The sequence below is a fragment of the Haloplanus sp. HW8-1 genome (assembly GCF_023703795.1).
Taxonomy (GTDB): Archaea; Halobacteriota; Halobacteria; order Halobacteriales; family Haloferacaceae; genus Haloplanus; species Haloplanus pelagicus.
On sequence record NZ_CP098518.1, the window covers coordinates 2,608,773 to 2,633,535 of the forward strand.

General features: G+C 63.0%; 21 protein-coding genes. 10 read left to right on the forward strand and 11 right to left on the reverse strand.

Annotated features, from left to right (window positions below; all coding sequences use genetic code 11):
- Positions 1-74 precede the first annotated feature (74 nt).
- Positions 75-476, forward strand: a complete 402-nt coding sequence (locus NBT82_RS13740; RefSeq protein WP_251328681.1) for a universal stress protein — start codon at positions 75-77, stop codon at positions 474-476.
- 48 nt (positions 477-524) lie between these two features.
- Here the strand turns inward: NBT82_RS13740 and NBT82_RS13745 are convergent, their stop codons facing one another.
- The 5 genes from NBT82_RS13745 to NBT82_RS20325 form a co-directional block, all read right to left on the reverse strand.
- Positions 525-1,475, reverse strand: coding sequence for an alpha/beta hydrolase (locus tag NBT82_RS13745; RefSeq protein WP_251328682.1), 951 nt, complete (start codon positions 1,473-1,475; stop codon positions 525-527).
- A gap of 1 nt (position 1,476) precedes the next feature.
- On the reverse strand, positions 1,477-1,818 hold the full coding sequence (locus NBT82_RS13750) for a DUF8159 domain-containing protein (RefSeq protein ID WP_251328683.1): 342 nt from the start codon (positions 1,816-1,818) through the stop codon (positions 1,477-1,479).
- 101 nt (positions 1,819-1,919) lie between these two features.
- Positions 1,920-2,120, reverse strand: coding sequence for a hypothetical protein (locus NBT82_RS13755; RefSeq protein WP_251328684.1), 201 nt, complete (start codon positions 2,118-2,120; stop codon positions 1,920-1,922).
- A 128-nt stretch (positions 2,121-2,248) separates the two neighbouring features.
- The gene (locus NBT82_RS13760) at positions 2,249-2,620 is read right to left on the reverse strand and encodes a hypothetical protein (protein WP_486617146.1); all 372 of its coding nucleotides are present in this window, start codon (positions 2,618-2,620) and stop codon (positions 2,249-2,251) included.
- Complete coding sequence (locus NBT82_RS20325; RefSeq protein ID WP_425601754.1) at positions 2,511-2,774, reverse strand: Tm-1-like ATP-binding domain-containing protein; 264 nt, start codon at positions 2,772-2,774, stop codon at positions 2,511-2,513. The genes NBT82_RS13760 and NBT82_RS20325 overlap by 110 nt, the downstream gene beginning before the upstream one ends.
- Positions 2,775-2,900: 126 nt before the next feature.
- Here NBT82_RS20325 and NBT82_RS13765 point away from each other — a divergent pair, with 126 nt between their 5' ends.
- The 3 genes from NBT82_RS13765 to NBT82_RS13775 all read left to right on the forward strand — a co-directional run bounded on the left by NBT82_RS13765 (position 2,901) and on the right by NBT82_RS13775 (position 7,040).
- Positions 2,901-4,613, forward strand: coding sequence for a PAS domain-containing protein (locus NBT82_RS13765; RefSeq protein WP_251328686.1), 1,713 nt, complete (start codon positions 2,901-2,903; stop codon positions 4,611-4,613).
- A gap of 151 nt (positions 4,614-4,764) precedes the next feature.
- Positions 4,765-6,687, forward strand: coding sequence for an SLC13 family permease (locus NBT82_RS13770; protein ID WP_251331290.1), 1,923 nt, complete (start codon positions 4,765-4,767; stop codon positions 6,685-6,687).
- Positions 6,688-6,719: 32 nt separating this feature from the next.
- A complete protein-coding gene (locus tag NBT82_RS13775; protein WP_425601755.1) occupies positions 6,720-7,040 on the forward strand; it encodes a macro domain-containing protein in 321 nt (106 codons plus the stop codon).
- Here the strand turns inward: NBT82_RS13775 and NBT82_RS13780 are convergent.
- Together NBT82_RS13780 and NBT82_RS13785 are read right to left on the reverse strand one after the other, a co-directional pair.
- Positions 7,004-7,735 (reverse strand): N-acyl homoserine lactonase family protein, encoded by a 732-nt coding sequence (locus NBT82_RS13780; protein ID WP_251328687.1) that lies wholly within the window; start codon positions 7,733-7,735, stop codon positions 7,004-7,006. The two genes, NBT82_RS13775 and NBT82_RS13780, sit on opposite strands and share 37 nt — an antisense overlap.
- A 68-nt stretch (positions 7,736-7,803) precedes the next feature.
- Positions 7,804-8,040: a MoaD/ThiS family protein gene (locus NBT82_RS13785; RefSeq protein ID WP_251328688.1), complete on the reverse strand. Its 237-nt coding sequence runs from the start codon at positions 8,038-8,040 to the stop codon at positions 7,804-7,806.
- Between the two features lie 81 nt (positions 8,041-8,121).
- On the opposite strand from NBT82_RS13785, the gene NBT82_RS13790 reads away from it, so the two are divergent.
- Positions 8,122-8,400: a ubiquitin-like small modifier protein 1 gene (locus NBT82_RS13790; protein WP_251328689.1), complete on the forward strand. Its 279-nt coding sequence runs from the start codon at positions 8,122-8,124 to the stop codon at positions 8,398-8,400.
- A 22-nt stretch (positions 8,401-8,422) separates the two neighbouring features.
- Here the strand turns inward: NBT82_RS13790 and NBT82_RS13795 are convergent, their stop codons facing one another.
- Positions 8,423-10,096, reverse strand: a complete 1,674-nt coding sequence (locus tag NBT82_RS13795; protein WP_251328690.1) for an aldehyde ferredoxin oxidoreductase family protein — start codon at positions 10,094-10,096, stop codon at positions 8,423-8,425.
- A 363-nt stretch (positions 10,097-10,459) separates the two neighbouring features.
- Here NBT82_RS13795 and NBT82_RS13800 point away from each other — a divergent pair, with 363 nt between their 5' ends.
- Positions 10,460-10,732 carry a hypothetical protein gene (locus NBT82_RS13800; RefSeq protein WP_425601756.1) on the forward strand — a complete coding sequence of 91 codons (273 nt, stop codon included), beginning with the start codon at positions 10,460-10,462 and terminating at the stop codon, positions 10,730-10,732.
- A 162-nt stretch (positions 10,733-10,894) separates the two neighbouring features.
- On the opposite strand, the gene NBT82_RS13805 is transcribed toward NBT82_RS13800, so the two are convergent.
- The 3 genes from NBT82_RS13805 to NBT82_RS20330 form a co-directional block, all read right to left on the reverse strand.
- Positions 10,895-12,469: a PAS domain S-box protein gene (locus NBT82_RS13805; RefSeq protein ID WP_251328691.1), complete on the reverse strand. Its 1,575-nt coding sequence runs from the start codon at positions 12,467-12,469 to the stop codon at positions 10,895-10,897.
- A gap of 149 nt (positions 12,470-12,618) precedes the next feature.
- Positions 12,619-15,066: a bacterio-opsin activator domain-containing protein gene (locus NBT82_RS13810; RefSeq protein WP_251328692.1), complete on the reverse strand. Its 2,448-nt coding sequence runs from the start codon at positions 15,064-15,066 to the stop codon at positions 12,619-12,621.
- Between the two features lie 134 nt (positions 15,067-15,200).
- Positions 15,201-15,572: a HalOD1 output domain-containing protein gene (locus NBT82_RS20330; RefSeq protein WP_425601757.1), complete on the reverse strand. Its 372-nt coding sequence runs from the start codon at positions 15,570-15,572 to the stop codon at positions 15,201-15,203.
- Positions 15,573-15,767: 195 nt separating this feature from the next.
- Between NBT82_RS20330 and NBT82_RS13815 the strand changes: the two genes are divergently transcribed.
- From NBT82_RS13815 to NBT82_RS13830, 4 genes are all read left to right on the forward strand, one after another.
- A complete protein-coding gene (locus tag NBT82_RS13815) occupies positions 15,768-17,990 on the forward strand; it encodes a HAMP domain-containing methyl-accepting chemotaxis protein (RefSeq protein WP_251328693.1) in 2,223 nt (740 codons plus the stop codon).
- 320 nt (positions 17,991-18,310) lie between these two features.
- A complete protein-coding gene (locus NBT82_RS13820; RefSeq protein WP_251328694.1) occupies positions 18,311-20,905 on the forward strand; it encodes a PAS domain S-box protein in 2,595 nt (864 codons plus the stop codon).
- Between the two features lie 93 nt (positions 20,906-20,998).
- Positions 20,999-22,516 carry an ATPase domain-containing protein gene (locus NBT82_RS13825; protein WP_251328695.1) on the forward strand — a complete coding sequence of 506 codons (1,518 nt, stop codon included), beginning with the start codon at positions 20,999-21,001 and terminating at the stop codon, positions 22,514-22,516.
- The gene (locus tag NBT82_RS13830) at positions 22,513-24,735 is read left to right on the forward strand and encodes a PAS domain S-box protein (RefSeq protein ID WP_251328696.1); all 2,223 of its coding nucleotides are present in this window, start codon (positions 22,513-22,515) and stop codon (positions 24,733-24,735) included. The genes NBT82_RS13825 and NBT82_RS13830 overlap by 4 nt, the downstream gene beginning before the upstream one ends.
- Positions 24,736-24,763 lie beyond the last annotated feature (28 nt).

Below are 24,763 nucleotides of genomic sequence, written 5' to 3' on the forward strand. Positions count from 1 at the left end.
GAACTCCCGGCCGCCGCAAATGCTTTGCGGAGGGTGAAACCCGAATTTATGTCTCCCGCGACGGTAGCTCACCCATGCGAACCTACGTACTGGGCACCGACACGGTCGATACGAGCGCGGCGCTGTGTGACTATCTCGACGGTCGGCTCGACGCCGCGGACACGGTCCACGCCGTCAACTCCCTGAGAGGTGGATCGCGGACGGACGCGGAGACGGTCCGCGACGGCGAGGACGCCCTCAACGTGGTCCAGTCCCGACTCGGCGCCCTGGCGTCGGTCGAAACCCACCAACTCGTCCGCGGCAACGCTCCCGACGAGGACCTCCTCGCATACGCCGTCGACGTCGACGCGGACGAACTCGTCGTCGGCGTTCGAAAGCGAAACCCCACGGGGAAGGCCCTTTTCGGGAGTACGACCCAGTCGGTCCTGTTGGAGTCGTCGCGTCCCGTCGCCGTCGTCCCCCTCGACGCCGAGTGATCGCGCCGCGGCCGGACACCGGGGACCGACCCACGGGCCTCGGGAAGGCTACCGGCCGCCGACTGCATCGTCGAGGAAGGCGATCTGGTGGGCGGCGGCCGCCTCGAAGGCGTCGCCGAGGGGGTCGACGTGACCGACGGGCAAGCGGAGGTAGGTCGCGTCGTCGATGTGGTCCGCGGTCGCCGCGACCGTCTCGGGCGGGACGAGGCCGTCCCTGCCGGCCGCGAGTAGGAAGGTCGGACAGGTGACGTCCGCGGCGTCGGTACACGGTCGGTACCGAAACAGCGAGAGCACACCGCGTGCAGGCGTCTCGTTGTGCCAGTCGCTCCCTCGGGGAACGAGATCGAGATACGCTTTGCCGGCCGGCTCCCGCGGGAGGACGCCGAACTCGCCGGGACCGCCGACGACGGGGATCGACCGCGAGCGGCCGAGCGGGGCCCCGAGGCGGTCGCGCACGCCGGCGGCGACCGCCCGGGCGAGATACCGCGGCGTGCGCGAGCGAGCGAACGCACGCCCGTCGAGCATCGGCGAGACGGCGAGCGCCGCGGCGACCCGCCGTTCGGCGGCCACGCGGACGACGTGCCCGCCGCCGAGACCGAATCCCCACAGGACGACCCGGCGGCGGTCCCCGTCGAGGGTCCGGACGTGGTCGATCGCCGCGTTCCAGTCGGCCACCTGTGCGGCCGGGTCGACGAGATTTCGAGGGTCGCCGGTCTCCGTCCGGCGTCCCGTGACGCCCCGTGCTACGCTCTTTTCGACTCCTCCGTGCTCGAAGACGAAGGCGGCGTAGCCCGCGCCGGCGAACCGCTCCGCGTACCGCGGGTAGCCGAAGGTGGCTTCGGCGGCGACCGTCGGCCCGAGTACGATCACCGGCGGCGTCGACGGCCGATCCGGGCGGTAGAGCCGGCCGTGGCGTGTCCCGCCCTCGCTCTCGAACTCGACGGTAGTCGTCGCGAACGCGAATCGATCCGTGGCCGGCCGCGCACCCGTCGTCGTCATCTCAGTCGAGATCCTCGTCGAGCGTTTCGAGGACGTTCGTCGAGAACTCGGTTTCGGAGATACGATACTGGAGTAGCCCCTCGAACCACTCGGCTTTCGCGTACCACCGGTTCATGACCTCGTCCTCGAACCGAAGGACAGTCGCCTCGACGCGCTTTGGGTCCCACTCGTCTTCTCTCGCCAGGTCGAGCAGGGCGTTCAGCAGCCGCCCCATCTCCATGTGGTTGACCTCTTCGCCGGGGTACGCCGTCACGTACGACAGTTCGACGGGGCTGAGTGCGTCCACGTCGTACACGTCGATCCCGGAGTTTCGGAGTTCCTCCTCCAGTTCTGATTCGTCCATGGGACTCTCCTCGTACTCTGCGATCAAAACCCTTGTCGGATCCGGGAACGCGTCGCTCGCCGGTCGAAAGACGAAAGGGAGGGGCCGTGATCGATGGCCGGTCAGTCCCCGCCGGGCTTTGGACCGAGACCGTTGCCGTCGATCATCGGGATCCTCGTCGCCTCGGACCCACGTTCGGGGTGGGACCGGTCCCGCCGACCGTCGGTCGTCGGGCCGGTTCCGGATCGCGGCTGAAGCGGGATGATCGGCTCGATGGTGGTCGTCGAACGGTTCTTCAGGGTCGTGCGTCGGGACGTGCTCATTGGGTGGGTCGTATGCTGGGTCGGTTGCCGGGCTGGGCTGGCTCGTGGGACCGAGGTCAGCATACGAGTGCGACGCGTTGCATCGTGAACTCACCATTGCGCCCATCCATAATAAACCTTCATGACTGTCACCCGGGAATGGATGCGTCACACGATGACGACTCACACGGTGTCGGCAGGCGGGCGTTACGACGGTCCCGCTCCGACCGACCGCAGATATCCGTCGACCTTCGGGCGATCCGACGTGCGAACGCCGGGTCGTTGACGTGTCTCGCCATCTCGAACCACTCAACGCCGTCGCCGATGCCGTCGCGCAGCGCCTCGAACAGGGCGGCGTCGGCCGCCGGATCGCGGAACGGCCCGTCGGCCACGGCGAGTTCGGAGGTCCCCTCAAGCGGGAGTGCGAGCGCCGTCGGCCCCGTCGCCGCGGTGAGCTTTTCGGCGATGTCGGCGCCGATGGCGCTGGCCTCCGCGGCCGTCGTGCGGACCATCGTCACCACCGTCGCGGCCGGACGTGTCCGGGTCGAACGCCGCCTCGCCCAAGACGCCGGTATCGGCGTCGTGTGGCTCGCCCCTCGCGTCCGCGACGACGTCCCTAGCGAACGCGATTTCCTCCCCTTTCGTGTCCAGCGTGCCGACGATGACGATACTCATTGGTCGGTTCGGCTACGACCGACTCGGTGCCCCGGGAGTAACAGACGGTGGGGCTCGTTCCCCGAATTTCAGATCCGAAGTTCGGGTGCCAAGGCTTATTTAACGACCCGCGCCACTGAGGGACGAATGAATTCGATCGACTCGGCGCGAGCGGATGGTGGTGTGAGCGATGTGGTCAAGCGCCGTGCCCTCGCCGCCGGGCCGGTCGGCATCGCCATCACCGACTCGACAGCCGGGGACGCCCCTATCGTCTACGCCAACGACGCGTTCTACCGTCTCACCGGTTACGGGCCGGAGACGGTCCTTGGCAACGACTATCGGTTCCTCAGGGGACCCGAGACCGACCCCGACCGGGTCGCGGACCTTCGCGCCGCCGTCGAGGCGGAAGAGGCCGTTTCGGTGGTGCTCCGACACTACCGACGTGACGGAACGCCCTTCTGGGACCACGTCGAACTCACGCCCATCACCGACGACGACGGCTCGGTCACCCACTTCGTCTCGTTCCACCACGACGAGACCGACCTGAAGGAGCGCGAGCGGGCGCTCGCGGAACGGCAGCAACGGTTCGAAACGCTCCACGACGCGAGCCGCAGGCTCATGGACGCCACGTCGAAGGGCGAGGCGGCCCGGATCACGGCCGACGCGGCGAAACACACGCTCGGCTACCCGATCACCACGTTACGGTTCGCCGACGAGGCCGACGGGATGTTGCGTACCGCCGTCGCCACCGAGGAATCGGTCTCCGAGGCTGGCCAACGGCCGAACTACGACATCGATGGCGACACGCCCGCTGCGACGGCCTACCGGACTGGCGACGCCCTCCTGTGTCCCGAACTCGACGAGAGAGACGACGGATACGACCGCGGCGACGTCCGGACTGGAATGTACCTCCCGATCGGCCAGTACGGCGTCATGAGCATCGGCGACACCGAACCCGCCGCGTTCGACGACACCGATCTCGAAATCGCGGGCGTCCTCGCCAAACTCGTCGCCGGCGCGGTGTCCCGACTGGAGTCCGAGCGGGCGATCCAGCACCGGAACGATCGACTGGAGCGGTTCGCGAACATCGTCGCTCACGACCTGCGAAACCCGCTCGGTATCGCCCGCGGGCGCCTCGAACTAGCCCGGGAGAGCCACGACAGCGACGACCTCGCCGCCGTCGCTCGGGCCCACGAACGGATGTCGGCGCTGATCGACGACCTCCTCACCCTGGCACGGGAGGGCGGCACGGTGACCGCCGACGCCACCGACCCGATCGATCTGGCGGGGCTCGTCCGCGAGTGCTGGAAACACGTCGAGACGCCCGCCGCAACTCTCCGTGTCGAGGGCACTCGGACCATCCGGGCCGACGAAGGGCGGCTGCGACGCCTGCTGGAGAACCTGTTTCGGAACAGTGTCGAACACGGTTCGACGAGCCCTCGGTCGCAGGCTCCCGAGGACAGCGTGGAGCATGGCTCCACGAACAATCGGACGGAGTCCGATGACAGCGTCGAACACGGCCTCACGGACGACCGGGCCGACGACGTGACCGTCACCGTCGGCGTCCTCGACGACTTCGTCCGAAGCGCGTCCGCGGACACGACGGCGGGCGCGTCTCGGAGCGGGTTCTACGTCGAGGACGACGGCGTCGGCATCCCGGTGGAACGCCGCGATCGGGTGTTCGACGACGGTTACTCGACGCAACCCTCGGGAACGGGCTTCGGACTCTCGATCGTCCGCGAGATCGCCGAGGCCCACGACTGGACGGTCGAGGTCGTCGACGGTTCGGACGGCGGAGCGCGCTTCGAGTTCAGGGGCATCGAAGGCCCCCGACAGGGGTCGAACGCGCCCGAGCACTGACACCTGGCTTCGACATCTTGAAATCCGTCGCAGCCCTCGAATGCTCGCAGACGTGAGCCTCCTCGATCCCCTCGCCTCGGTCGGCTCACCCGACGGCAGTACCCTCGTGTCTCTCGCCGACGCCGGTGTCGGGATCCCGGTCACGACCGACATGCTCGTGGTGTTCGGTATCGTCGTGCTTGCGCTCGTGTTGTTCGTGACGGAACTGCTCCCGGTCGACGTGACGGCCATCTTCGTGATGGTGCTGTTGATGCTGCTCGGCCCCGATGGCTTGGTGAACCTCACCCACATCTCCGCCGCGGAGGGCATCTCCGGCTTCTCGAATCCCGCGACCATCACCGTCCTCGCGATGCTCATACTCAGTTCCGGCATCAGCCGGACGGGACTGGTGCAGATCCTCGGCCGGAAGATGGCTGCCTTTGCCGGGACGGACCGGGACCGGCAACTGCTCGCGACCATCGGCGTCGCCGGCCCCGTCTCGGGGTTCATCAACAACACGCCCGTCGTTGCCATCCTCGTCCCCGTGATCACGGATCTCGCACACGCGGGCAAGACCTCGCCCTCGAAACTCCTCATTCCGCTCTCCTACGCTTCGATGTTCGGCGGCATGCTCACCCTCATCGGCACCTCGACCAACATCCTCGCGAGCGACGTGTCCGCACGGTTGCTGGGCCGGCCCTTTGGCATGTTCGAGTTCACCCACCTCGGTGTGATCGTCCTCCTCGTCGGCAGCGTCTACCTGCTCACCGTCGGCCACCGCCTCCTCCCCGAACGCGTTCCAGTCGAGGAGGACTACGTTCGAGAGTACGCCATCGAGGAGTATCTGACGGAGGTGATCGTCGATCCCAGTTCCCCACTCGTCGGGCAGACGGTGGCACAGGCGATCGACTGCGCGACCCGTCGCCCCCGCGACGGTCGGACGGGGACCGACGGCGACGGCGAGGCCGAACTCGACGCGGACATCCTCCAGGTCGTCCGCGACGGTGAGGAGTTCATCGAACCGCTCGGTCGCAAGACGATTCGGGCGGGTGATGTCCTCCGACTCCGCGCCGACCGCGACACGGTCCGGCGGTTGATCGAGCGGGACACCCTCACGCTCACGGGCCACCCACCGCGGACGGAGGCGGAACTGGAACCCGACGCCGAGACGGCCCAGACGCTCGTCGAAGTGGTCATCCCGCGGGGCTCCTCCCTGGCCGGCAAGTCGCTCGCGAGTTCGACGTTCCGCCAGCGATACGACGCCAACGTCCTCGCCTTTCGCAGTCGGGGCGAGACGGTCCGTGATGACATGGATCGCCGACGCATTCGAGTCGGTGACACGCTCCTCGTTCAGGCCGCGCCGGACAGCATCGACCGCCTCGCCGACACCGACGACTTCATCGTCGCTCACGAGCCGTCACAACCCCACTACCGCACCGAGAAGATCCCCCACGCCATCGCCATCATGGTCGGCGTGGTGGCGCTGGCGGCCGCCCCCTGGGGTGCCGTCGGCAGCGCGCTCGCCGGCGTCACCGGCGTCGGCGCCCTCGCTGCGCTCTCCGCGCTCTCCATGCCCATCCTCGTCACCGCGCTCGCTGGCGTCGTCGCCATGGTCGCCAGCGGCGTCCTCGAACCGACCGAGATGTACGAGGCCGTCGAGTGGGACGTGATCTTCCTGCTCGCCGGGATCATCCCCCTCGGCATCGCGCTCGAACAGACCGGCGGGGCCGACCTCCTCGGCGGCCTGGTCGCTACGACTGGCGCCTATCTCCCCGCCATCGGCGTCCTCTGGGTGTTCTACATGACGACTGGCCTGTTCACCGGCGTCATCTCCAACAACGCGAGCGTGGTGTTGATGCTACCGGTCGCCATCGAGACAGCACACGGCGTCGGCGCCAACCCCTTCGCGTTCGTCCTCGCGGTGACCTTCGCGGCGTCGACGGCGTTTCTCACCCCCGTCGGCTACCAGACCAACCTCTTCGTCTACGGCCCCGGCGGCTACAAGTTCTCCGACTACCTCCGCGTCGGCGCGCCGCTCCAACTGCTCCTGTCGGTGGTCACCGTCCTCGGTATCGCCGCCTTCTGGGGACTCTGACCGCCCCGACTGTTTGTCGCGTGCAGCGTAGGATGCCCGTGGAGTTCACCACCGTCCAGGGAGATATCGCCGAACGGTCCGCCGACGCGCTGGTGAACACCGCCGGGACCAGCCTCCGGATGGGCAGCGGCGTCGCCGGCGCGCTCCACCGCGGTGCCGACGGCTCGATCGGGGAGGCAGCCGTCGCAGAGGGGGCCGAACTCATCTGCGAGGAAATTCACGACTACGCGGCGACGACACTCGACGACATGCGGGTGATCGCGTACTCCCCGGCCGACCACGAGACGCTCCGGCGGGTCGCCACAGACGTCGGGTCCTACGGTGGCTCGGCGTCGAGAACCTCCCACTCGTGACCCGGGAGAAGTTCGTCCGCCCGGTCGAGCACCTCGATCGCGCTCTCCCACCAGTCGAACTCGTCCATCGACAGCCCCCGGACTGGCGGGCCGTCGTCGGGGGCGTTCTCGAAGGTGGGCACCGCGTCGACGGCGACGACCGTCGTTCCGGCCGCCGTCTCGACGGACACCGACTGGTGGCCGACCGTGTGTCCCGGCGTCGGGAACGCCGTGACGCCCGGACAGAGCTCCGTCTCGCCGTCGAGGGGCGTCACGTCCACCGTCAGCCACGGCGGCTCCCGACCCAGCGACTTGGCGTCGTAGCGGTCCGCGTGCATCGGATACGGTGCGATGGCGTACTCGAGTTCGCGTCGCTGGACGTAGACGTCCGTCACGCCGTCGAATCGATCCAGGTTGTAACAGTGATCCCAGTCGAGGTGGCTGAGCACCACCCCGTCGAGGTCGGCCGGCGCGTACCCCTCGTCGTCGAGGATCGCTTCGAGTGACTGTCCGGGATCGCGACGACAGTCGAAGGAAGGGTGGCGTTCGGCCATCAGGTCGACCGGACCGAACCCCGTATCGACCAGTATCGTCTCCTCGGCCTCGATCAGGTAGACGATTGATGGCGCCCGGACGACCCCCTCAGCTCCCTCGACGAGCACGCTCGCGGCCGTCTCGAAGGAGCCACAGCACCGTGGCGTGACGGTCGGCGTCATGCCTCGCCCCTAACGCGCGGGAGGGATAAACGTACGACTCCCGACCGGGCTCCGGGTCGCCCCGGCCATCACTCGCGCATCGGCGCCTGCGACAGCGCGACGGTGTCGCCGTCCGACAGTGACTCGTCGCGGTCGACGTGTCGCCCGTCCCGCATCACGACCAGGCCTCCAGAGAACGTCGCCTCGTCGACGCCGAGTGCGGCGACGGCGTCGCCGACCGTCGCTCCGGCTCCGAGCGATAGCGAGCGGGTGCGCTCGCCGACCGCCGCCGCCACTTCGCCGTAACAGCGAACCTCGATCCGCACGGTCGTGGCTCGACGGCCGTCGGGGATAAATCGCCCGCTCGTGGGGACAGCTACAAGACCGTCCGGGCGCCTCCTCCCTCCATGGAGGTCCACTTCGACTTCTTCGGTCCGATGCGGGACGTCGTCGGCGAAAAGCGCGTCTCCCGGACGCTCGACGAGGGGGCGACCGTCGACGCCGCGCTCGAATCCCTCTGTGTCGCCTTCGCGGGACTGGAGGATCATCTCCGAGACGATCAGGAATGGGCCCGACGGGTGACCGTGACCGTCGACGGGACGAACGTCCAACAGCTCTCGGGATACGACACGACGCTGCAAGACGGTGCCGTCGTCCGGCTTGCCCCGCCGATCGTCGGCGGGTGAGGACGGATCGCCGCGGTGCCGATCAGTCGTCGGCGACGGCCGCTCCGTCGACCGACCCCTCGGGGACCGTCCCGTCCGCGTTCCAGCCACGAAGTTCGTAGTACTCGTCGAGGGCATCCTCGATGCCGGGGAGGTCGTATGGCAGCGTGTCCGCCTCACGGTCCATCCCCCGCTGGTTGTTGAAATGCCGTTCGAGTTCGACCGTTCTGGCGCCGACTCGCTGGAGATCTTCGTAGTCACACTCGAAGAGTCGTTCCAGGGTCTCCTCGGTCACGTGATCGGTGCCGCCGGCGAAGGCACAGACGATGCCCGAATCGCGGAAGGCGGCGTGGTTTTCGCGCCGCATCACGAGTTCCGGTTTCCCCTCCAGGGTCTCGGGATCGACCTCGCCGCTGTACTCCACCCGGAGCGTCGTGGAGTACATGTGATCGCCGCCGCGGTTGGCGACGGCGTAACTGAGTCCCTGCCCGTGGAGGACCCGGCCGTCGTGGGCGGCGAACTCCATGTCCTTGACCGTGTAGTTCCGGACGCCCAGTTCGTCCGCGGCGCGGGAGACACCCTCCGCGAGGAGGTCGCCGATGCCCTCGCGGGCCGCGATCTTCTCGACGGTCTCGTGGATCAACTCGGCGTTGCCGAACTCGTCTTGGGCTTTCAGATAGGCCGCCACCGCGTTGCCACAGGAGATGGTGTCTAGCCCGTAGACGTCACAGAGTTCGTTCGACTTCATCACGTCGACGACGTCGTCGACCTCACAGTTGCTCCCGAAGGAGAACACCGTCTCGAACTCCGGTCCCTCCGTCTCCAGCCCCGTCTCCTCGTCGCGGGTCGGGAGTTTGCAGGCGAAGGCACACATCGAACACGACCCCTTCTTGTACTTTTTCTCCTCGACGGCGTCGCCGCCGATCCGGTCGGCGTGCTCGAAGTGATACTTCTCGAAGTAGCGTGTCGGTAGCGAGAAGTTGTCGTTGATGAACTCCGTCCCGCCGGTGGTCCCCTGCCGTCGCATCAGGTCGTCCGAGGTGGCCGCGGCGCCGTGGACCTCCCGTTGGACGTCTTCGGGAAGGTTGACCGCCGGCGCGGCGTCACCCTCGAAGGTGATGGCTTTCACGTTCTTCGAGCCGAGGACGGCCCCCATGCCGCCCCGCCCGAACGCCCGGCTCTCGTAAGTCATCACGCAGGCAAACCGGACGAGGTTCTCGCCCGCGGGACCGATACAGAGGACGTTCTCCGCGTCCAGGTCACGCTCTCGCTGTACGTACTCCGTCACCTCGGGAACCGTCGCCGATCGAAGTTCGGGCGCCTCGACGAACTCGACGCCGTCGTCGGTCACGTGGATCACGAGCAACTCGTCGGACGCACCGACGACTTCCACCGCCGAGTGGCCAGTCTCGACGAAGTTCCGTGAGAGATAGCCGCCGGCGTTCGTCGAGAGGAGCCCGTCGGTCAGCGGCGAGAGCCCCGTACAGTTCATCCGCCCGGTGAAGGACATCTCCGACTGCTGGAGCGGACCCGTAGCGAAGTAGACGCGGTTCTCGGCGCCCAGCGGGTCCGCGTCGAACGGGATCCGGTCGTGGGCGAGTTTCGTACAGAGCCCCCGTCCGCCGACGAACGCCTCCCGTTCGGCAGTCACGTCGTCGATGTCCGCCTCGCGGTTCCCGACGTCGATGGTGAGCAACGATCCCTTTGCGTGGTGCATGGTTGGCCCCTTCTGGCGCCTCGGTAAAAAGGTTGTACGACGGCTGGCCGGTGCCCGTCGTGACGTTCCGGTGATCGGGGACGCCCCGACCGCCGGCCGAAGGAGTGGAAACGCTACTCCGAGCCGAACATCCGGCGCTTGGTGGGCCGAAACCGATCGATGTCTGCCCCTCTTTGGGAAGTTCGTGGCCAACGCCGACGGGTTCCCCCCGTCGGTCATGGGGACCCTCCGTTCGGTCGACCGGTCCTCGCGTATCGGACGGCCGGTGGTGTCCGTGTACAGTCCAGTAAACCATTCGTCTTGGGAATCCAATGTATCTGTATGCTCGGAGGCTCCCCCCGCCGATCAAGGTCCACCCCGCGAATGCTCCTGTCGCAAAAGCAGTTCGTCCCCGAATGCCAAAGGCCAACCGTCCCTCTCTCGTACCGGGAGGTAATGAGCGAGTCAGAAGATACGGCCACGAAGCCACAGATATCCGTCGCAGTCGTAGACGAGTCACACACGAACGAAATCCCCGACAATATCGACTCTGAACTATATACGACGACGAGACCGGAGTCGTCGATGGTTGAGTTCACGGCTGATCCTGACGGTGAGTTGGTAGCGGCGCTCAGGCGGAACGGGTTCGACGTGTGACCTAATCAATCGGGGTCGCTCGGTCTGTCGAGTTGACTCCGCTATCACTCTCAGTGGAGGCCATATTTCGGCGGTCGTCCTGAATACAGCGTGCTCATGTCGTACACGCTACGCTCGGCAGTTGAGGCCGCACTTTCCGATGCACAGATCTCGTCTAAACACTCACGCGAACTCTCCCTGTTCCGCCATCTCGAACTCAAATCGCGCCCCACCATCAGTTCCATCGGTTACGGACAGCTCCCAGCCATGTGCTTCCACGATTCGTTTTACGATGGTCAACCCGAAACCAGTACCACCCTGTGCCGACGAATGCCCCGGTTCGAACACTTCGTCACGCTGTTCGACTGGAATTCCTGGTCCATCGTCTTCGACGTAGATTCCCGTTTCATCGTGAGATCCGACACGGACGGCCACGTCTGGCCCACCGTGTTCAACGCCGTTCCGGAACAGGTTCTCGAAAACGTGCCGTAACCGCCCTGGATCGCCTTGGAAGGTCATTTCGTCGACGATCTCGATGGTTGCGTCGTCCGTGTCTACTGTTGCCCAGCACTTCCCAACGAGGTCGGTCAAACTGATCGACTCGGTTTCACTTATCGTGTCGCCTTGGCGAGCAAGCGTCAACGTGTCCTCAACGATTGCCTCCATCCGGTCGATCGCCTGCAGGAGTGGATCGAGATGATCGCTTTCCGTTTGCTCTGCGAGGAGCGTTGCACGACCCTGTGCGACGTTGAGTGGGTTGCGCAAATCGTGAGAAATAACACTCGCAAACTCTTCGAGACGCTCGTTCTGCTGACGTAATTGTCGCTCCCGTTCGACACGTTCAGTCACGTTCCGGGTACTCCCAACGAGGCGAGTTACCTCACCATCGGAGACTACCGGCGCAAGCTTCGTTTGCCAGAAGTGTGCTCCTTCACCGACCCTGAGTTCCTCTTGGTACGAGATAGGTTGACCAGCGTTGACACAGCGGTGGTAGTTCGCTTCTAACTCGGTTCCTTGCTCCTCACCGAATATCTCTCGTGGTGTCTGGCCCTGCACTTCCTCGGTCGTAATGCCGGTTTGGTGCTCGTAAGAGGGACTGAGCCGTTCGAATTCGAATCGGACAGTATCCTCTCCTTCTTCCACATTGATGAGAAAGATGGCATCCTCCACGTTGTTCAGGAGGGCCTCGTACTCTTCGGCCAGGACTTGGGATTCGAGCTCGTACTCCTTCCGTTCGGTGATATCCCGACTGCTAAGCAGAATCCCATCGATGATGTCGTCGTCGAGTCGATTCCGCATCGTGGCTTCGATCCAGCGCCACGAGCCGTCGGCGTGGCGGAAGCGGACTTCGACAGTCTCGGATTCGGATGGGTCCGAGAGAACGGTCTCCAGCGCGTCGGCGTTTCGTTCCTGATCCTCGGGATGGACGAACTCGTATCCTTCGTGACCGATCAATTCGTCGGGATCGTAGCCGAGAATCCGAGTGACGGCCGGACTGACGTAGGTTATCGTCCCGTCGGTATCGATAACTGTCGCGAGATCATTCACCCCCTCAACGAGCGTCCGATACCAGCCAGCCCCGCGTTTATGATTCTCTCGGAGAGTCGTATCGTCTTCCATTGGTCGTAATGTGTCCACCACGCGTGTATGTATTTTGAACTCGTGCTCTCTCTCTCCCGTGCAAGCGGTACTGTGTCTGGCAGATGATTGTTCGTCCGGGGTATCCCCCGGATTGAGGACCGCCTCCCCCGCGCTCACTAACCGGATCTGGCAGAGACGACAGCCTCAGCCACTCGAGAGTCGGGAACACTAGACAGCAAGCGCTGTACAGAGGGTATCGTAGAGGCGTGGCAACTGTCCACATCCCGCTTCGAACCGTCCGTCTCTAGAGGAGAGACGGGCACGAATTATCGCTGTAATCGGTCGAACAATCGCTCAAAAAGCGTTTGCTGCGCGTTTCGCAGGTGATATGAGAACGTCGATTGAGTCAGCAAGAGTGCGTCAGCGATTTCCGTGGCCGTGCTTTCTCGGGGCGATTTAAAGTACCCGCCGTACATCGCGGCTCGCAGGATCTGTTGTTGACGATCCGTAAGCTCGGTTTCGAAGATGTCTCCCAGCACCTGACCGAGTGCGTGTGCGTCTGACTTCGCAGGGGTAGTGTATTCACGTTTTGAGACCAACGTCGTTTCCGGGAACGACTCCTGCACGTGCGTCACAAGCGAACGAATGTCGCTACTGAGTGGCACTTCACAGACGATCTCAGCCCGACCGTCGGTTACCGTATCCGTCGTGACGACGGCACCGTCTGTAACGAGTGCTTGTGCCAAGGACTGCCGGGACAGCCCAATTTCGACGTCCCCGCCGGGAGGATCCTCAGTCTGTCGGAGCTGCCGCAACTGGGCAGCCCAGTCTGCACTCTCCGTGAAGTCCCTGAAGGCATCCAACGAAGCACCCCGGATAGACGCATAGTGGACGAGCATCTCATCGGAGGCCGGAATCGTGTCCCTGATGTCGATCGTACAATCGAGTCGTTCGGACGCCGAGACGAAAAACGACGCCGAGTCGGTGCTCTCGAACGTAAGCTCGGCCACTTCGTCGGCATGGAGAATGCGCTCCGTCGCAAGTGAGTGAAGCACTTGCCCAACCCTCTTACCGAACGTTGACAGGAGTGCCCGCTCGCGGTCCCGGAACGCCTTTCCACGGTCCGTATACAAGACGAGCAGCCCGTAGACGCGGCCTCTGTGCGCGAGCGGAACGATAGCTCCACCCTGGAACCCTTGCTCCAGTGTGTATGTTCGCCATCGCTCGAACCGCGAGTCCGACTGATTCCTCCGAACTGCCTGTACCTCGGCCGTTTCAACAGCGACCGCTGCCGGAGCGACCTCAGTCCGCGATTGTATCGGACGAGTTACGGACTCGTTGGCAGCGACAGCCCCCGACTCCTCCTCGAGATCCGATTCGGTCAGTTCCGTTTCCAGGGTGTACTCGTTAATCCGTGCGTACTGGTATTCGCGCGTGTCCGTCAGTAACTCACAGATGGGTCGTTCGATCTCCTCGTCAGCAGTTGCGCTATTGAGTAGCTCGCTGACCGGCTGGAACGTCTCGGTGAGTTGTTCGAGCCGTTTGGGGACGGTCACGTCTTCCAGTGCGACGATGATTTGTTCGATCGATCCGTCTTCACGCTTGACGGGAGCAACGTTGCTCGATAGCCAGCGTTCGGAGCCGTCCGGACCTGTGATCCCGTGGATGAACCCCTGGATAGCCTCGCCGGTTCTGCGGACATGCGTGACGGGATGGTTTTCGCGTGGAATCGGATTACCCGCCTCGTCCCAGATATCCCAGTCCGGGTGATCGTACGCCACGCCCTCTATCCTGCTTCGGGACAGGCCAAGCAACGCTTCTGCACGGGCGTTTGCGCGAGCAATCTCTCCCTCGCCGGTCAGGAAAACGATGCCGATGGGCGCCGTTTCCAAGATGTGATCCAGGTCCCGTTCGGCTACCTTCGAGTCGGTGATTTCGGTGAAGACGATGATGACGCCATCGTCGCTTGGGTGGACGCTAGCTTCGACCCACTGTTCCTTTTCCGTGTTGTATCGCTCGAAGGATGTCGATGACCCCGTGTCGAGAGTCGTCCGGATTTTCTCTTCGGCAATGGTGTCAGCCGCTTCGGGAAAGACGTCCCAGACGTACTCACCACGCAGTTCCTCGTTGTCCCGTCCGAGAAGCTGCTCGGCCTGCTGATTCACGTATCTATACGTGAGGTCGCAATCAAGCACGGCAACGCCGTCCGACACGCGCTTCAGACTGTCTATCTCCCGTCGATCGACTGCGGATGTGATGAGTGAGATGGTCGTTTCGGCCAGTTCTCGTTCGCTCGGGAGCCACGCCTCCCGGCCCGTGCCCGGTCGCCGGTCCGTGGAGACGACTGTCATCGAGACGGTTGTTCCGACGTGTGTGTGAGCCTTCGCTGTCAGGGCGTCGGGTGTCGGGTGGAACCCGTCGGTTTCGAACACGTCGTCTCCCACCCGAATCTTGGCCTCGATCGCTTGCGAGTCCCGGAACCACTGGGGGAGCTCCGAGACGTACGTCCGAACACTGTCGTCGATATCCTTATCGAGGGCAACGAAGAGTTCACTCGCCCGTTCGAGCGCGTCGAACGCATCCGTCCACTCATGGAGTTTTCTTTCGGCCGCCTCTCCGAACTCGGGGTTCTCGTCCGCCCCGTTGTCTCCGTCCGGTGTGTGCGCGTCTGACTCGGAAACGTCGCGGGACGCATCGGAATCGGCTTCGACGGAGTCGGCGCGTTTCGGCCGCTCACCTCCCCCACCGTCCTCCTGCCGATCCTGTCTGTCCATCACACATCAAACGTCTTCACCCATATATAAATAACACGTTGCCGATCGCTGTATTTCGGGACGCTCGCGCCGGTCTACACTCTCTATGAGTTTCGTGACTTCTTCAGAGACGTTCGTCCGTTCCGATCATCCAGTTATTCCGTATTCCCCGCACGCGGAAGGCCAACTTCGACCACACCGCTGCTCGAGAGTTGGATCGTGAGCCCCTCATAAGTGAACTCGACGAGCCGGTCGTTACGGGATGGTCCGGACGGACGGTGTCTCACGATTCGGTCGAGAGCGTCCGGGTCGACGACGTGGTGCAGTGGTTGGAGATCAGCTACCGACTGTCCGGTTATTTTTGTAACCACCGAAATAACTGCGACACTCGGGGACACGTCACCACCGTCGAACTCCGCAGCGTACGTTTCTTCATCGGCGTCGAACGTTAGCGACCGAATGGGGGGATCGCCGTCGATTTCTCCCTGTTGGAAACGATTTCGGTCGCGCTGGGTCGAATCGGGCATAGACGTGCAAACACCGACGGAGAAGGTAAGTCACCCATCTAGATAACGGGAGACGCCCGGAAGCGTACCTCGGATAGCGTCCCTCAGAACGGTTCGAACAGCGAAGCGAGCGAGACGGCCGCCGGTTCTCAGCTGCGATACTCATACTGGTATCTAGAATGGTCAGTTATTGGGTTTGCTGCGGGAGAATAGCTCATGTTAGAACAGGTGAAACTCGATCGGTTCGACTTGCGGCCGAAACTCATCCTGGCGTTCGTGCTCGTGGCGTTGCTGGTTGGTGCAACGGGGCTGGTGGGATACCAAGCGGTCGGTGCCGTCGACGGCGAGGCCCACGTCATCTCCGAGGACGCCGACAAGATCGACGCGTCGATGGAGATGTTGGTCGCCGTCGAGGAACAGCAGGTGGCGGTTCAAGCGGCCCTACTCGGTGAAGACGGTGCCAGAGCCGACTTCGAGGAGGCCAATTCCCACTTCGAAGAGTGGGCAGGGCGGATGGAGGGTAGCGACCTGAGCGAGGACGAACAGCAGGCATTCGCCGATTTGCAGTCCAGACACCGGGAGTACACGGGCGTCGCTCAGGAGGTGTTCGACGCGGCAGAGGCCGGTGAGATGACGAGTGCTAGGCAGAACCTGGCGGAACTGGATCCGATACTGACCGACATGCGCGAGGACGCACACACGCTCGAAGAGCTCGCTGCCGAGGATAAAGACGCAGCAGTCGCGTCGGCAGACAGCACCACGGTGACGGTCCAGCGGTTGCTTCTCGGACTGACCGCCGGGGCGTTCGTCCTGGCTATCGCTGTCGGGCTGTTCGTCGCGGGACGAATCATCCCTCCGATCACCAGGTTGGAAGAGACGGCACAGGCCGTCAGTGCAGGTAACCTCGACAACGACCTCGACGGCCACGTCGAAGACGACGAACTCGGCCGCATGATCGAGGCGTTCACCGAGATGCAGACGAACCTCCGGGGCGTATTCTCGCAGATCGGAACCGCCAGCCGTGGCTTGCGACAGGGCGACCTCGGGTGGGAGTTCGAGTCCAGCTATCCCGGTCGGTACGGCGAAACCGTCGCCGATCTCGAAGCGGGTGCCGACGAACTCGCGGAGAGTTTCGACGAGATTCGAGGTGTGAGTGACGATCTCCAGCAGGGAGTTCTGGACGGAGACGTTGATGCGAACCGCCCCGGCCAGTACGGCGAAGTGCTCACCGATCTCGCGACCGGGACGACCCAGTTATCGGAGAGCTTCGCACAGATATCGGCCGTGAGTCGGGGTCTGAACGACGGGCAGCTCGATCAGGACGTCGACACGGACTACCCTGGAACGTTTGGATCGACATTGAGTGACCTCGAGAACGGGATCGAGCAGTTGGATACGAGCGTCGCACGTGTCCAGTCCATCGCGGACGACGTCGCAACGTCGAGTCAGAGCGTGGCGAGCAGTTCGGAAGAGATCGAGCAGGCCAGCAAGCAGGTCGCGGAGTCCGTCGAAGAAATCTCGCGCGGTGCGGACACACAGAGCGAGAACCTCGACGAGGTGGCCGGCGAAATGAACGACATGTCGGCGACCGTCGAGGAGATCGCCTCATCGGCCGAGGAGGTGGCTGCAACCGCCAGCACGGCCGTCGAGCGCGGCGAGACAGGCCGACAGTACGCCTCGGAGGCGACCGAGGAGATCCAGTCGATCGAAACGCGGGCCGACGAAGCGGCCACACAGGTCGAGGCGCTCGACGAGAAGATGGACCGGATCGGCGAGGTCGTCGAGATGATCGCCGACATCGCCGAACAGACGAACATGCTGGCATTGAACGCCTCGATCGAGGCCGCGAGGGCTGGAGAAGCGGGTGAAGGGTTCGGTGTCGTGGCAGACGAAATAAAGTCCCTGGCAGGGGAGGCGGCCGAGGCGACTACCGACATCGAACAGCGCATCGAAGAAGTCCAGGCGACGACGGACGAGACCGTCGAGGGCATACAACAGATGAGCGACCGCGTCGAACGCGGGTCCGACACGATCGAGGACGCCATCGAGATGTTCGACGAAATCGCCAACACCGTCCAGGAGGCCGAAAGCGGCATCCGGGAAATCAGCGACGCCACCGACGACCAGGCGGCCTCGTCGGAGGAGGTGGTTTCGATGGTCGACCAAGTCTCCAGCGTCAGCCAGCAGACGGCGGCCGAGGCGAGCAACGTCTCCGCCGCAACCGAAGAGCAGACCGCCTCCCTGTCCGAGGCCTCGGAGAACGTTCAACGACTGTCCACGCTCGCTGAGGAACTGCACGATCAAGTGTCGGATTTCGACACCGGATCAGGCGTCGGTGCAGGAGCCGAGGCGACAGCGGGATCGGCGGCCGCAGCCGACGGCGGACACCACATCGACGAGACCGATGGTCGATCGACGGAGTACGATGGAGAAACGTGACCCAATGAGCACACAGCACGTTCCCGTGTCCACACTCGTGGGAGAGCAGTACGCTATCGGCATCGGGTCCGTCTCCGAAATTGTCGGCTGTTCGGAGGACTGGGACGTTGGTTCCGGATTCCTCCCCTCACGTTGGAGCGGGGATGATGAGCATCCTCGATTGCGAAACGGGCTGACGTTCCGGCTGGTAACGGACGGACTTCGAATCTCGGGAGTCGACGCCGAATCCGTCGAGGCGGCCGGTGAGCGGATAGGAAACGGGGTCCGCACCGGGGACGGGTACCCGTCTGGATGGATCCGGACCCGACCTCGGCTGAAACATGAGTGAGGCGAACGTCCTGATCGAGACCGGAGAGGGGGTAGAGGTTCTCCTCGTCGATGACGAATCCGATTTCGCTGATCTCGCTGCGACGTTCCTCGAGCGAGCGGACGACCAGTTCACCGTCGAGACGGCGAGTAGCGCCGACGCCGGGTTGGCGAGGATCGACGATCGGCGGCCCGACTGTATCGTCTCGGACTACAATATGCCCGGCATGAACGGGTTCGAGTTCTTGGAAGCGATCCGAGAAAGGTACCCCGACCTTCCGTTCATCCTGTTTACTGGCAAGGGCAGCGAGGCCATCGCCAGCGACGCCATCTCGGCTGGCGTTACCGACTATCTCCAGAAGAGTCCCGGTACCGAACAGTACGAACTCCTGGCCAACCGGATCCGCAATGCCGTCCGAACGCGATGCGAGGCACAGCGGGCCGACAGACAGCAACAACTGATGCGGCTGACGGAGTTCGCCGGCGATACCGGTGGGTGGGAACTGGATAGAGGGAGTGACAGGATCCTGCTGACGGCTGCTACCCGGCGAGCAATCGGCCGTCCCGACCAAGCCGAGATTCCTCTGGAGGAAGCGATTGCACTATTCCACCCGGATGACCGCGAAGACGTCCGGCAGACGCTCTCCAAGGCCTTCGAAGCGGGCGAGAAACTGGAACGAAGGTGGCGACTGCAGCCAAGTGACCGCGACGAGCGTCTCATAGACATGACGATTACTCCGGTCGTCGAATCGGGGGGAAGGGTAACGAAGCTCCGTGGTGCTGGCCACGATATCACCGACCGCGAGGAGCGGCGACAGGAACTCGAAACGTACGAGACGATCATCGAGGCGCTGACCGATGCGGTGTACGTGCTCGACGAGGAGGGACGATTCACCTACGTCAACGACGAGTTCGTCGAGTTGGTTGGCTACGACCGGGAAACGATTCTCGAAAGCACGCCGTCGCTCATCAAGGACGCAGATGCCATCGAACGGGGCGAAAACCACCTGCGACGGTTGTTATCGAGTGATGGCCCGGAGACGATTCCTTTCGAGGTGACATTGCAACCGCGCGAGGGTGACCCAATCGTCTGTAAGGATCTCATGGGCGTTCTTCCCTACGAGGGCGACCAGTTCCGAGGATCGGTCGGCACGCTTCGGGACGTTACCTCGGCCAAAGAGCGCGAGCAACGGCTGGAACAACAAAACGACCTGTTCAAAAAGGCCCAAGATGTCGCCGATGTCGGCGCCTGGAGTTACGACGTACAGACCGGCGAGGCGTTTTTGACGGACAAAGCGTACGAGATTCACGGCCTTTCGCCGGACGAAGAACTGAATCCCGCGACGAGCCTCGGTTTCTACCACCCCGACGATCGACCGGCAATCCGCGACGCATTCGACCGAGCAGTAGAGACGGGCGAATCCTACGACCTCGAACTCCGACTGATCGACACAGCGGACGACCTCCGCTGGGTGCGCACCCGTGGCGATGCCGAACTCGAAGATGGCAACGTCGTTTGCGTTCGCGGCACCCTGCAAGATATTACCGAACGCAAACGACGGGAACGGGCGCTCGAAGAACAGACCGAGGAACTGGACACACTGACCACCGAACTCGAGGAACAGTACCGGTATCTGTTCGAGGAAGCACCGCTCATGGCGGTCGTTACGCGTGCCGAGGACGGGAGGCCGATCATCGAGGACTGTAACGACCTGTTCGTCGATACGCTGGACTACGAGAGGTCAGAACTCGTCGGAGCGGAACTCGAACGGTTCTACACCGCCGAGTCCCAGCGCGAACTGCTGGACGAAGGCGGCTACGAGCGTGCACTGGGTGGCGAGTTCGTCCGCGAGAACAGAGGCTTGGTGGCCGCTGACGGGGAGACAGTCGAGACACTCTTCCGGGCGGTTCCTCGGAAAAATACACCGGAGGGGTCGCGCGGGACGCTCGCGTTCTACATTGATATCAGTGAGCGTAAACGATTGGAACGGGAACGGGACCGTCTGGAGGAGTTCACGAGCATCGTCAGCCACGACCTCCGGAATCCGCTCACAGTGGCGGAGGGATACACCGAACTCGCACGAGAAGATTGCGATAGCGACCATCTGGCTCGGGTAGACGACGCAATCGACCGGAGCCAAGCACTCATCGACGACCTGCTGACACTGGCGCGTGAGGGGAAAAAAGTGACCGGAAGCGAACCGGTGGAACTTAGCGACGTGGCCAAGCGCAGTTGGGAAACCGTCGATACGGACCAGGCGACGCTGGAAACTGACGCGACACACGTCATCGAAGCCGACAAGAGTCGACTCCAGCAACTCCTTGAGAACTTCTATCGGAACGCGGTCGAACACGGGGGCGATGAGGTAACCGTTCACGTCGGTGACCTGGACGGTGGCTTCTACATCGCGGATACGGGGTCTGGGATTCCCGAGAGCGACCGGGACGAGATTTTCGAAGCCGGCTATTCGACCGCAGACCACGGAACCGGGTTTGGCCTGCGGATCGTAGAGCAGATAGCTGAGGCGCACGGTTGGGACATCCGCGTCGTCGACGGCGAGCGGTGTGGCGCACGCTTCGAGATTACCGGCATCGTGACCGCACGCTGAGCGAAACCAGCGTCAACAGACCGCTTCCGGTATCTCGTTATCTAGACCTTCGACTTATCTTTTCGAAGGCCCGCTTTAGTAACACGATATTCGATGTCCGACGATTCCGGCAGTACGACGACCGAGGAAATCGAGCTGGTAGCGTCGGGTATCCCCGAGTTGGACGGACTACTCAACGGCGGGTTGGTCCGGGGCCGGACGTATCTCGTCCAGGGCGTCTCGGGAACGGGAAAGTCACTGCTCGGCCAGCACTTCCTGCGGGCAGGACTCGATCGAGACGAGACAGTCGTCTACATTCACGGCGAAGAGTCCAGACACGATATTCTCGTTAACGCCGCACGGTTGGGGGTCGATATCCAGGATGCCGAGTTCCTCGACATCGGGCCCGGAACGGACTTTTTCGCCGAGGACAAGTCGTACAACTTGGTCGAGGCGACCGAGGTCGAATCCGAGCGGTTCACGCAGGATATCAAACAGGTGATCGAGGACGTCGACCCGACCCGGATTCTCATCGATCCGATCACACAGCTCCAGTACGTGGAACGGGACGAATACCAGTACCGGAAGCGGCTGCAATCGCTCATACGATTCCTCCGGGATCGGCAGGTGACGACAGTTGCAACGCGAACACTCAACAGGCAAAGTACTCCCGAGACCACGCACGACGATTTCGAATCGCTCAGTGACGGCGTCATCAACCTGTATCTCGACGAGCACGAACGCCGGGTCGCGGTTCCGAAACACCGTGGTCTCGGACAGGTAGACGGCACTCATGGGCTCGAAATCCGCGAAGACGGGATCGAAGTCTACCCACAAACCATCCCGGAACACGACAACCGAACGTTCGATCTGGAACTCATCCCAACCGGACACGATGCCCTCAACGATATCCTCGGTGGTGGGATCGAACGCGGAACCGTCTCGTTTATCAGCGGTCCGACCGGGATCGGCAAATCGACCACTGGCGCACAGATCCTCTCGGGTATCGTCGAACAGGGCGGTACGGCACTCGGATACCTGTTCGAAGAGTCTACCGACCAGTTCGTCCACCGCTCGGAAACTCTCGGACTCCCGATCTCGGAGATGCAAGCGCAGGGATCGATGCAGCTGACAGAAACCGAACCACTCGTGCGTTCGGCCGAGGAACTCAGTCAGCATATCCTTGACCAGGCCGACGAGCACGCACCGGATGCGGTGTTCATTGACGGGCTTTCGGGCTACAAGATCTCGCTTCAAGGCGACGACCAGCGACTCGTTCGCCGGCTGCACGGTCTCACCCGAGTACTCAAGAACCGCGGGATTGCAGTCATCATCACGGACGAGGCGGACCGGCTCACCGGCATCCCGGAAGCGACAAGTACGAACACCAGCTACATCGCCGATAACATCGTCTTTCTCTCGTACGTGGAAGTCGACGGCGAGCTGGACCGTGCGATCGGAGTCGTCAAAAAGCGACTCGGGGATTTCGACAGCCGGTTCCACCGGTTCTCCATCGAATCCGACACAGGACTCGTGATCGAAGGACCGTTCGATAACGTACGGGGGATCATGCAGGGACGTTCAACGCACCGTGTTTCAGACGGCCGCCACCAGCCAACCGATCACTCATGACCGGCCGGTCGAGCCACGAAGCGACTGAGCGACCCACGATACAACTCCTCGTACACGGAGACAACGACCGGGACGCCCTCGAAGTATCGCTCCGCGAACGGTACGACGTTATCGACGGCGAGACGCTCCACCCTGCCGATTGTTATGTCGTTGATGAGCAGATGGTGCCAACGTATCGAGACGTATTGCGAGCACACAAAACGGAGGTCCACCCCACCTTCATCCCAGTACTGTTGATTCAGAAGGAAGGGTCGCGGGGAACTGTCCCACTGCCGTCCGAGCAGAACGGCGACGGCCCACCGCTTATCGACGAAGTGGTGCCAGCTCCCGTCAACCGGAAGACCCTGTTTCGCCGGGTGGGGAATTTGTTGGCCCGGCGAGAGCAGTCGGTGGAGTTGTCCGAACGTTACGAAGACGTCCAGATTCGATTTCAGCGGCTGTTCGAATCGACGAACGACGCTCTCTTCGTGGTTACCCCAACCGGTGATGAGATCATCGAGTGTAATCCGGCCGCGTGTGATCTCGTGGGATATCCGCGCGATGAGTTGCTCTCGTGCTCCCCGACTGAGACGATCTACGCCAACGACCGCGAACGGTTCCAGTCCTTTCTTCGAGACGTACAGGAGACGGGTCAGGGGTCGACCGACGACCTCACGTGTCAAACAAACGAAGGCCAAAAACGACAGTTGGAGGTGTCGGCTGCGGCACTCGAGGACTCCGAACCGTCCTCGATAATCCTCTCCGCACGCGACGTTACGGAACGAACGGAGTACGCACGCGAGCTCGAACTGAAGTCCCGGGCGATGGACGAAGCCCCGGTCGGGATCTCGATTACCGATCCCGATAAAGAGGACAACCCGATGATCTACGTGAACGAGGGGTTCGAGACGCTAACAGGGTACTCCGACTCGGAAGCGATCGGTCGCAACTGTCGGATGCTTCAGGGGGAGGCGACGCGGGAGCACCCCGTTGCCAAGATGCGGCAGGCGATTGATGCAGCCGAACCGGTCTCCGTGGAACTCCGGAACTACCGTAAGGACGGGAGCCAGTTCTGGGACCGTGTCAGTATCGCCCCGGTGAGAGACCAGGACGGAAACGTAACGAACTACGTCGGATTCCAGGAGGATATCACCGAACGCAAAGAGCGCGAGATGGACTTGCAGCTGTTCAAAAACGCTGTCGAGAACGCGGGACAGTCGATATTCATCACCGACAGCGACGGGATTATTGAGTACGTGAATCCGAAATTCGAGGCCCGGTCAGGCTATACTCGTGAGGAAGCCGTCGGTCGAACGCCCCGTATTCTCAAGTCAGGCAAACAGGAGGGCGAGTTCTACGATCGGATGTGGCAGACGATTCTCGCAGGCGACCAGTGGGATGCCCATCTCATCAATCGCCGCAAAAATGGAGAGTTATACCACGTCGACCAGACGATTTCGCCCATAGCGAACGACGAAGGAGAGGTCACGCACTTCGTCGCGATCGAAGCCGACGTGACGAACCGGCGGTTGCGCAAACAGAAACTCGAGGTCCTCAATCGTGTGTTGCGCCACAACCTCCGGAATGGAATGAACGTAATCGAAGGCCATGCGGCAATGCTTCGGAAGGCGCTACACGACGAAGAACTCCGAGCAGACGTGAGAGCGATCGAAGATCGATCGGCGGCACTGTCGAGTCTGGGTGACAAAAGCGCGACGGTGCGCTCCCTGTTCGACAACGAAGCAGCTACTCAGACGGCCTGCGACGTGACTCGGCTGCTGACCGAGGTCGTCGACGAACTTTCCGACGAGTACCCCGATGCGATGCTCACGGTCAGTACGCCCGATTCCCTCCACGCACGGGCCGACGACCGGCTGAAAACAGCACTTGCAGAGCTCATAGAAAACGCAATCGTCCACAACGACCAGTCCACGCCGGAGGTTACGGTTACGACCGGATCACCGAGCGAAGATCGAACCGGCGAGTGGATCGAACTCGTAGTCGCCGATAACGGACCCGGAATTCCGGATCAGGAACAGGAAACGATCGAAAGCGGAGAGGAAACATCCCTGCAACACGGTACCGGAATCGGACTGTGGATCGTCTACTGGACAATCTCTTTGTACGGGGGTGAGATCTCGATCGAAGAAAACGCACCGCGTGGAACGCACGTTGTACTGAGTCTCCCACAGGGGTCGGTCGACTCCTCGCCCCGGATCGCGCCCGCCGATACTCACTGAGCCAATGACGGAACGAAGGACTTCGGAA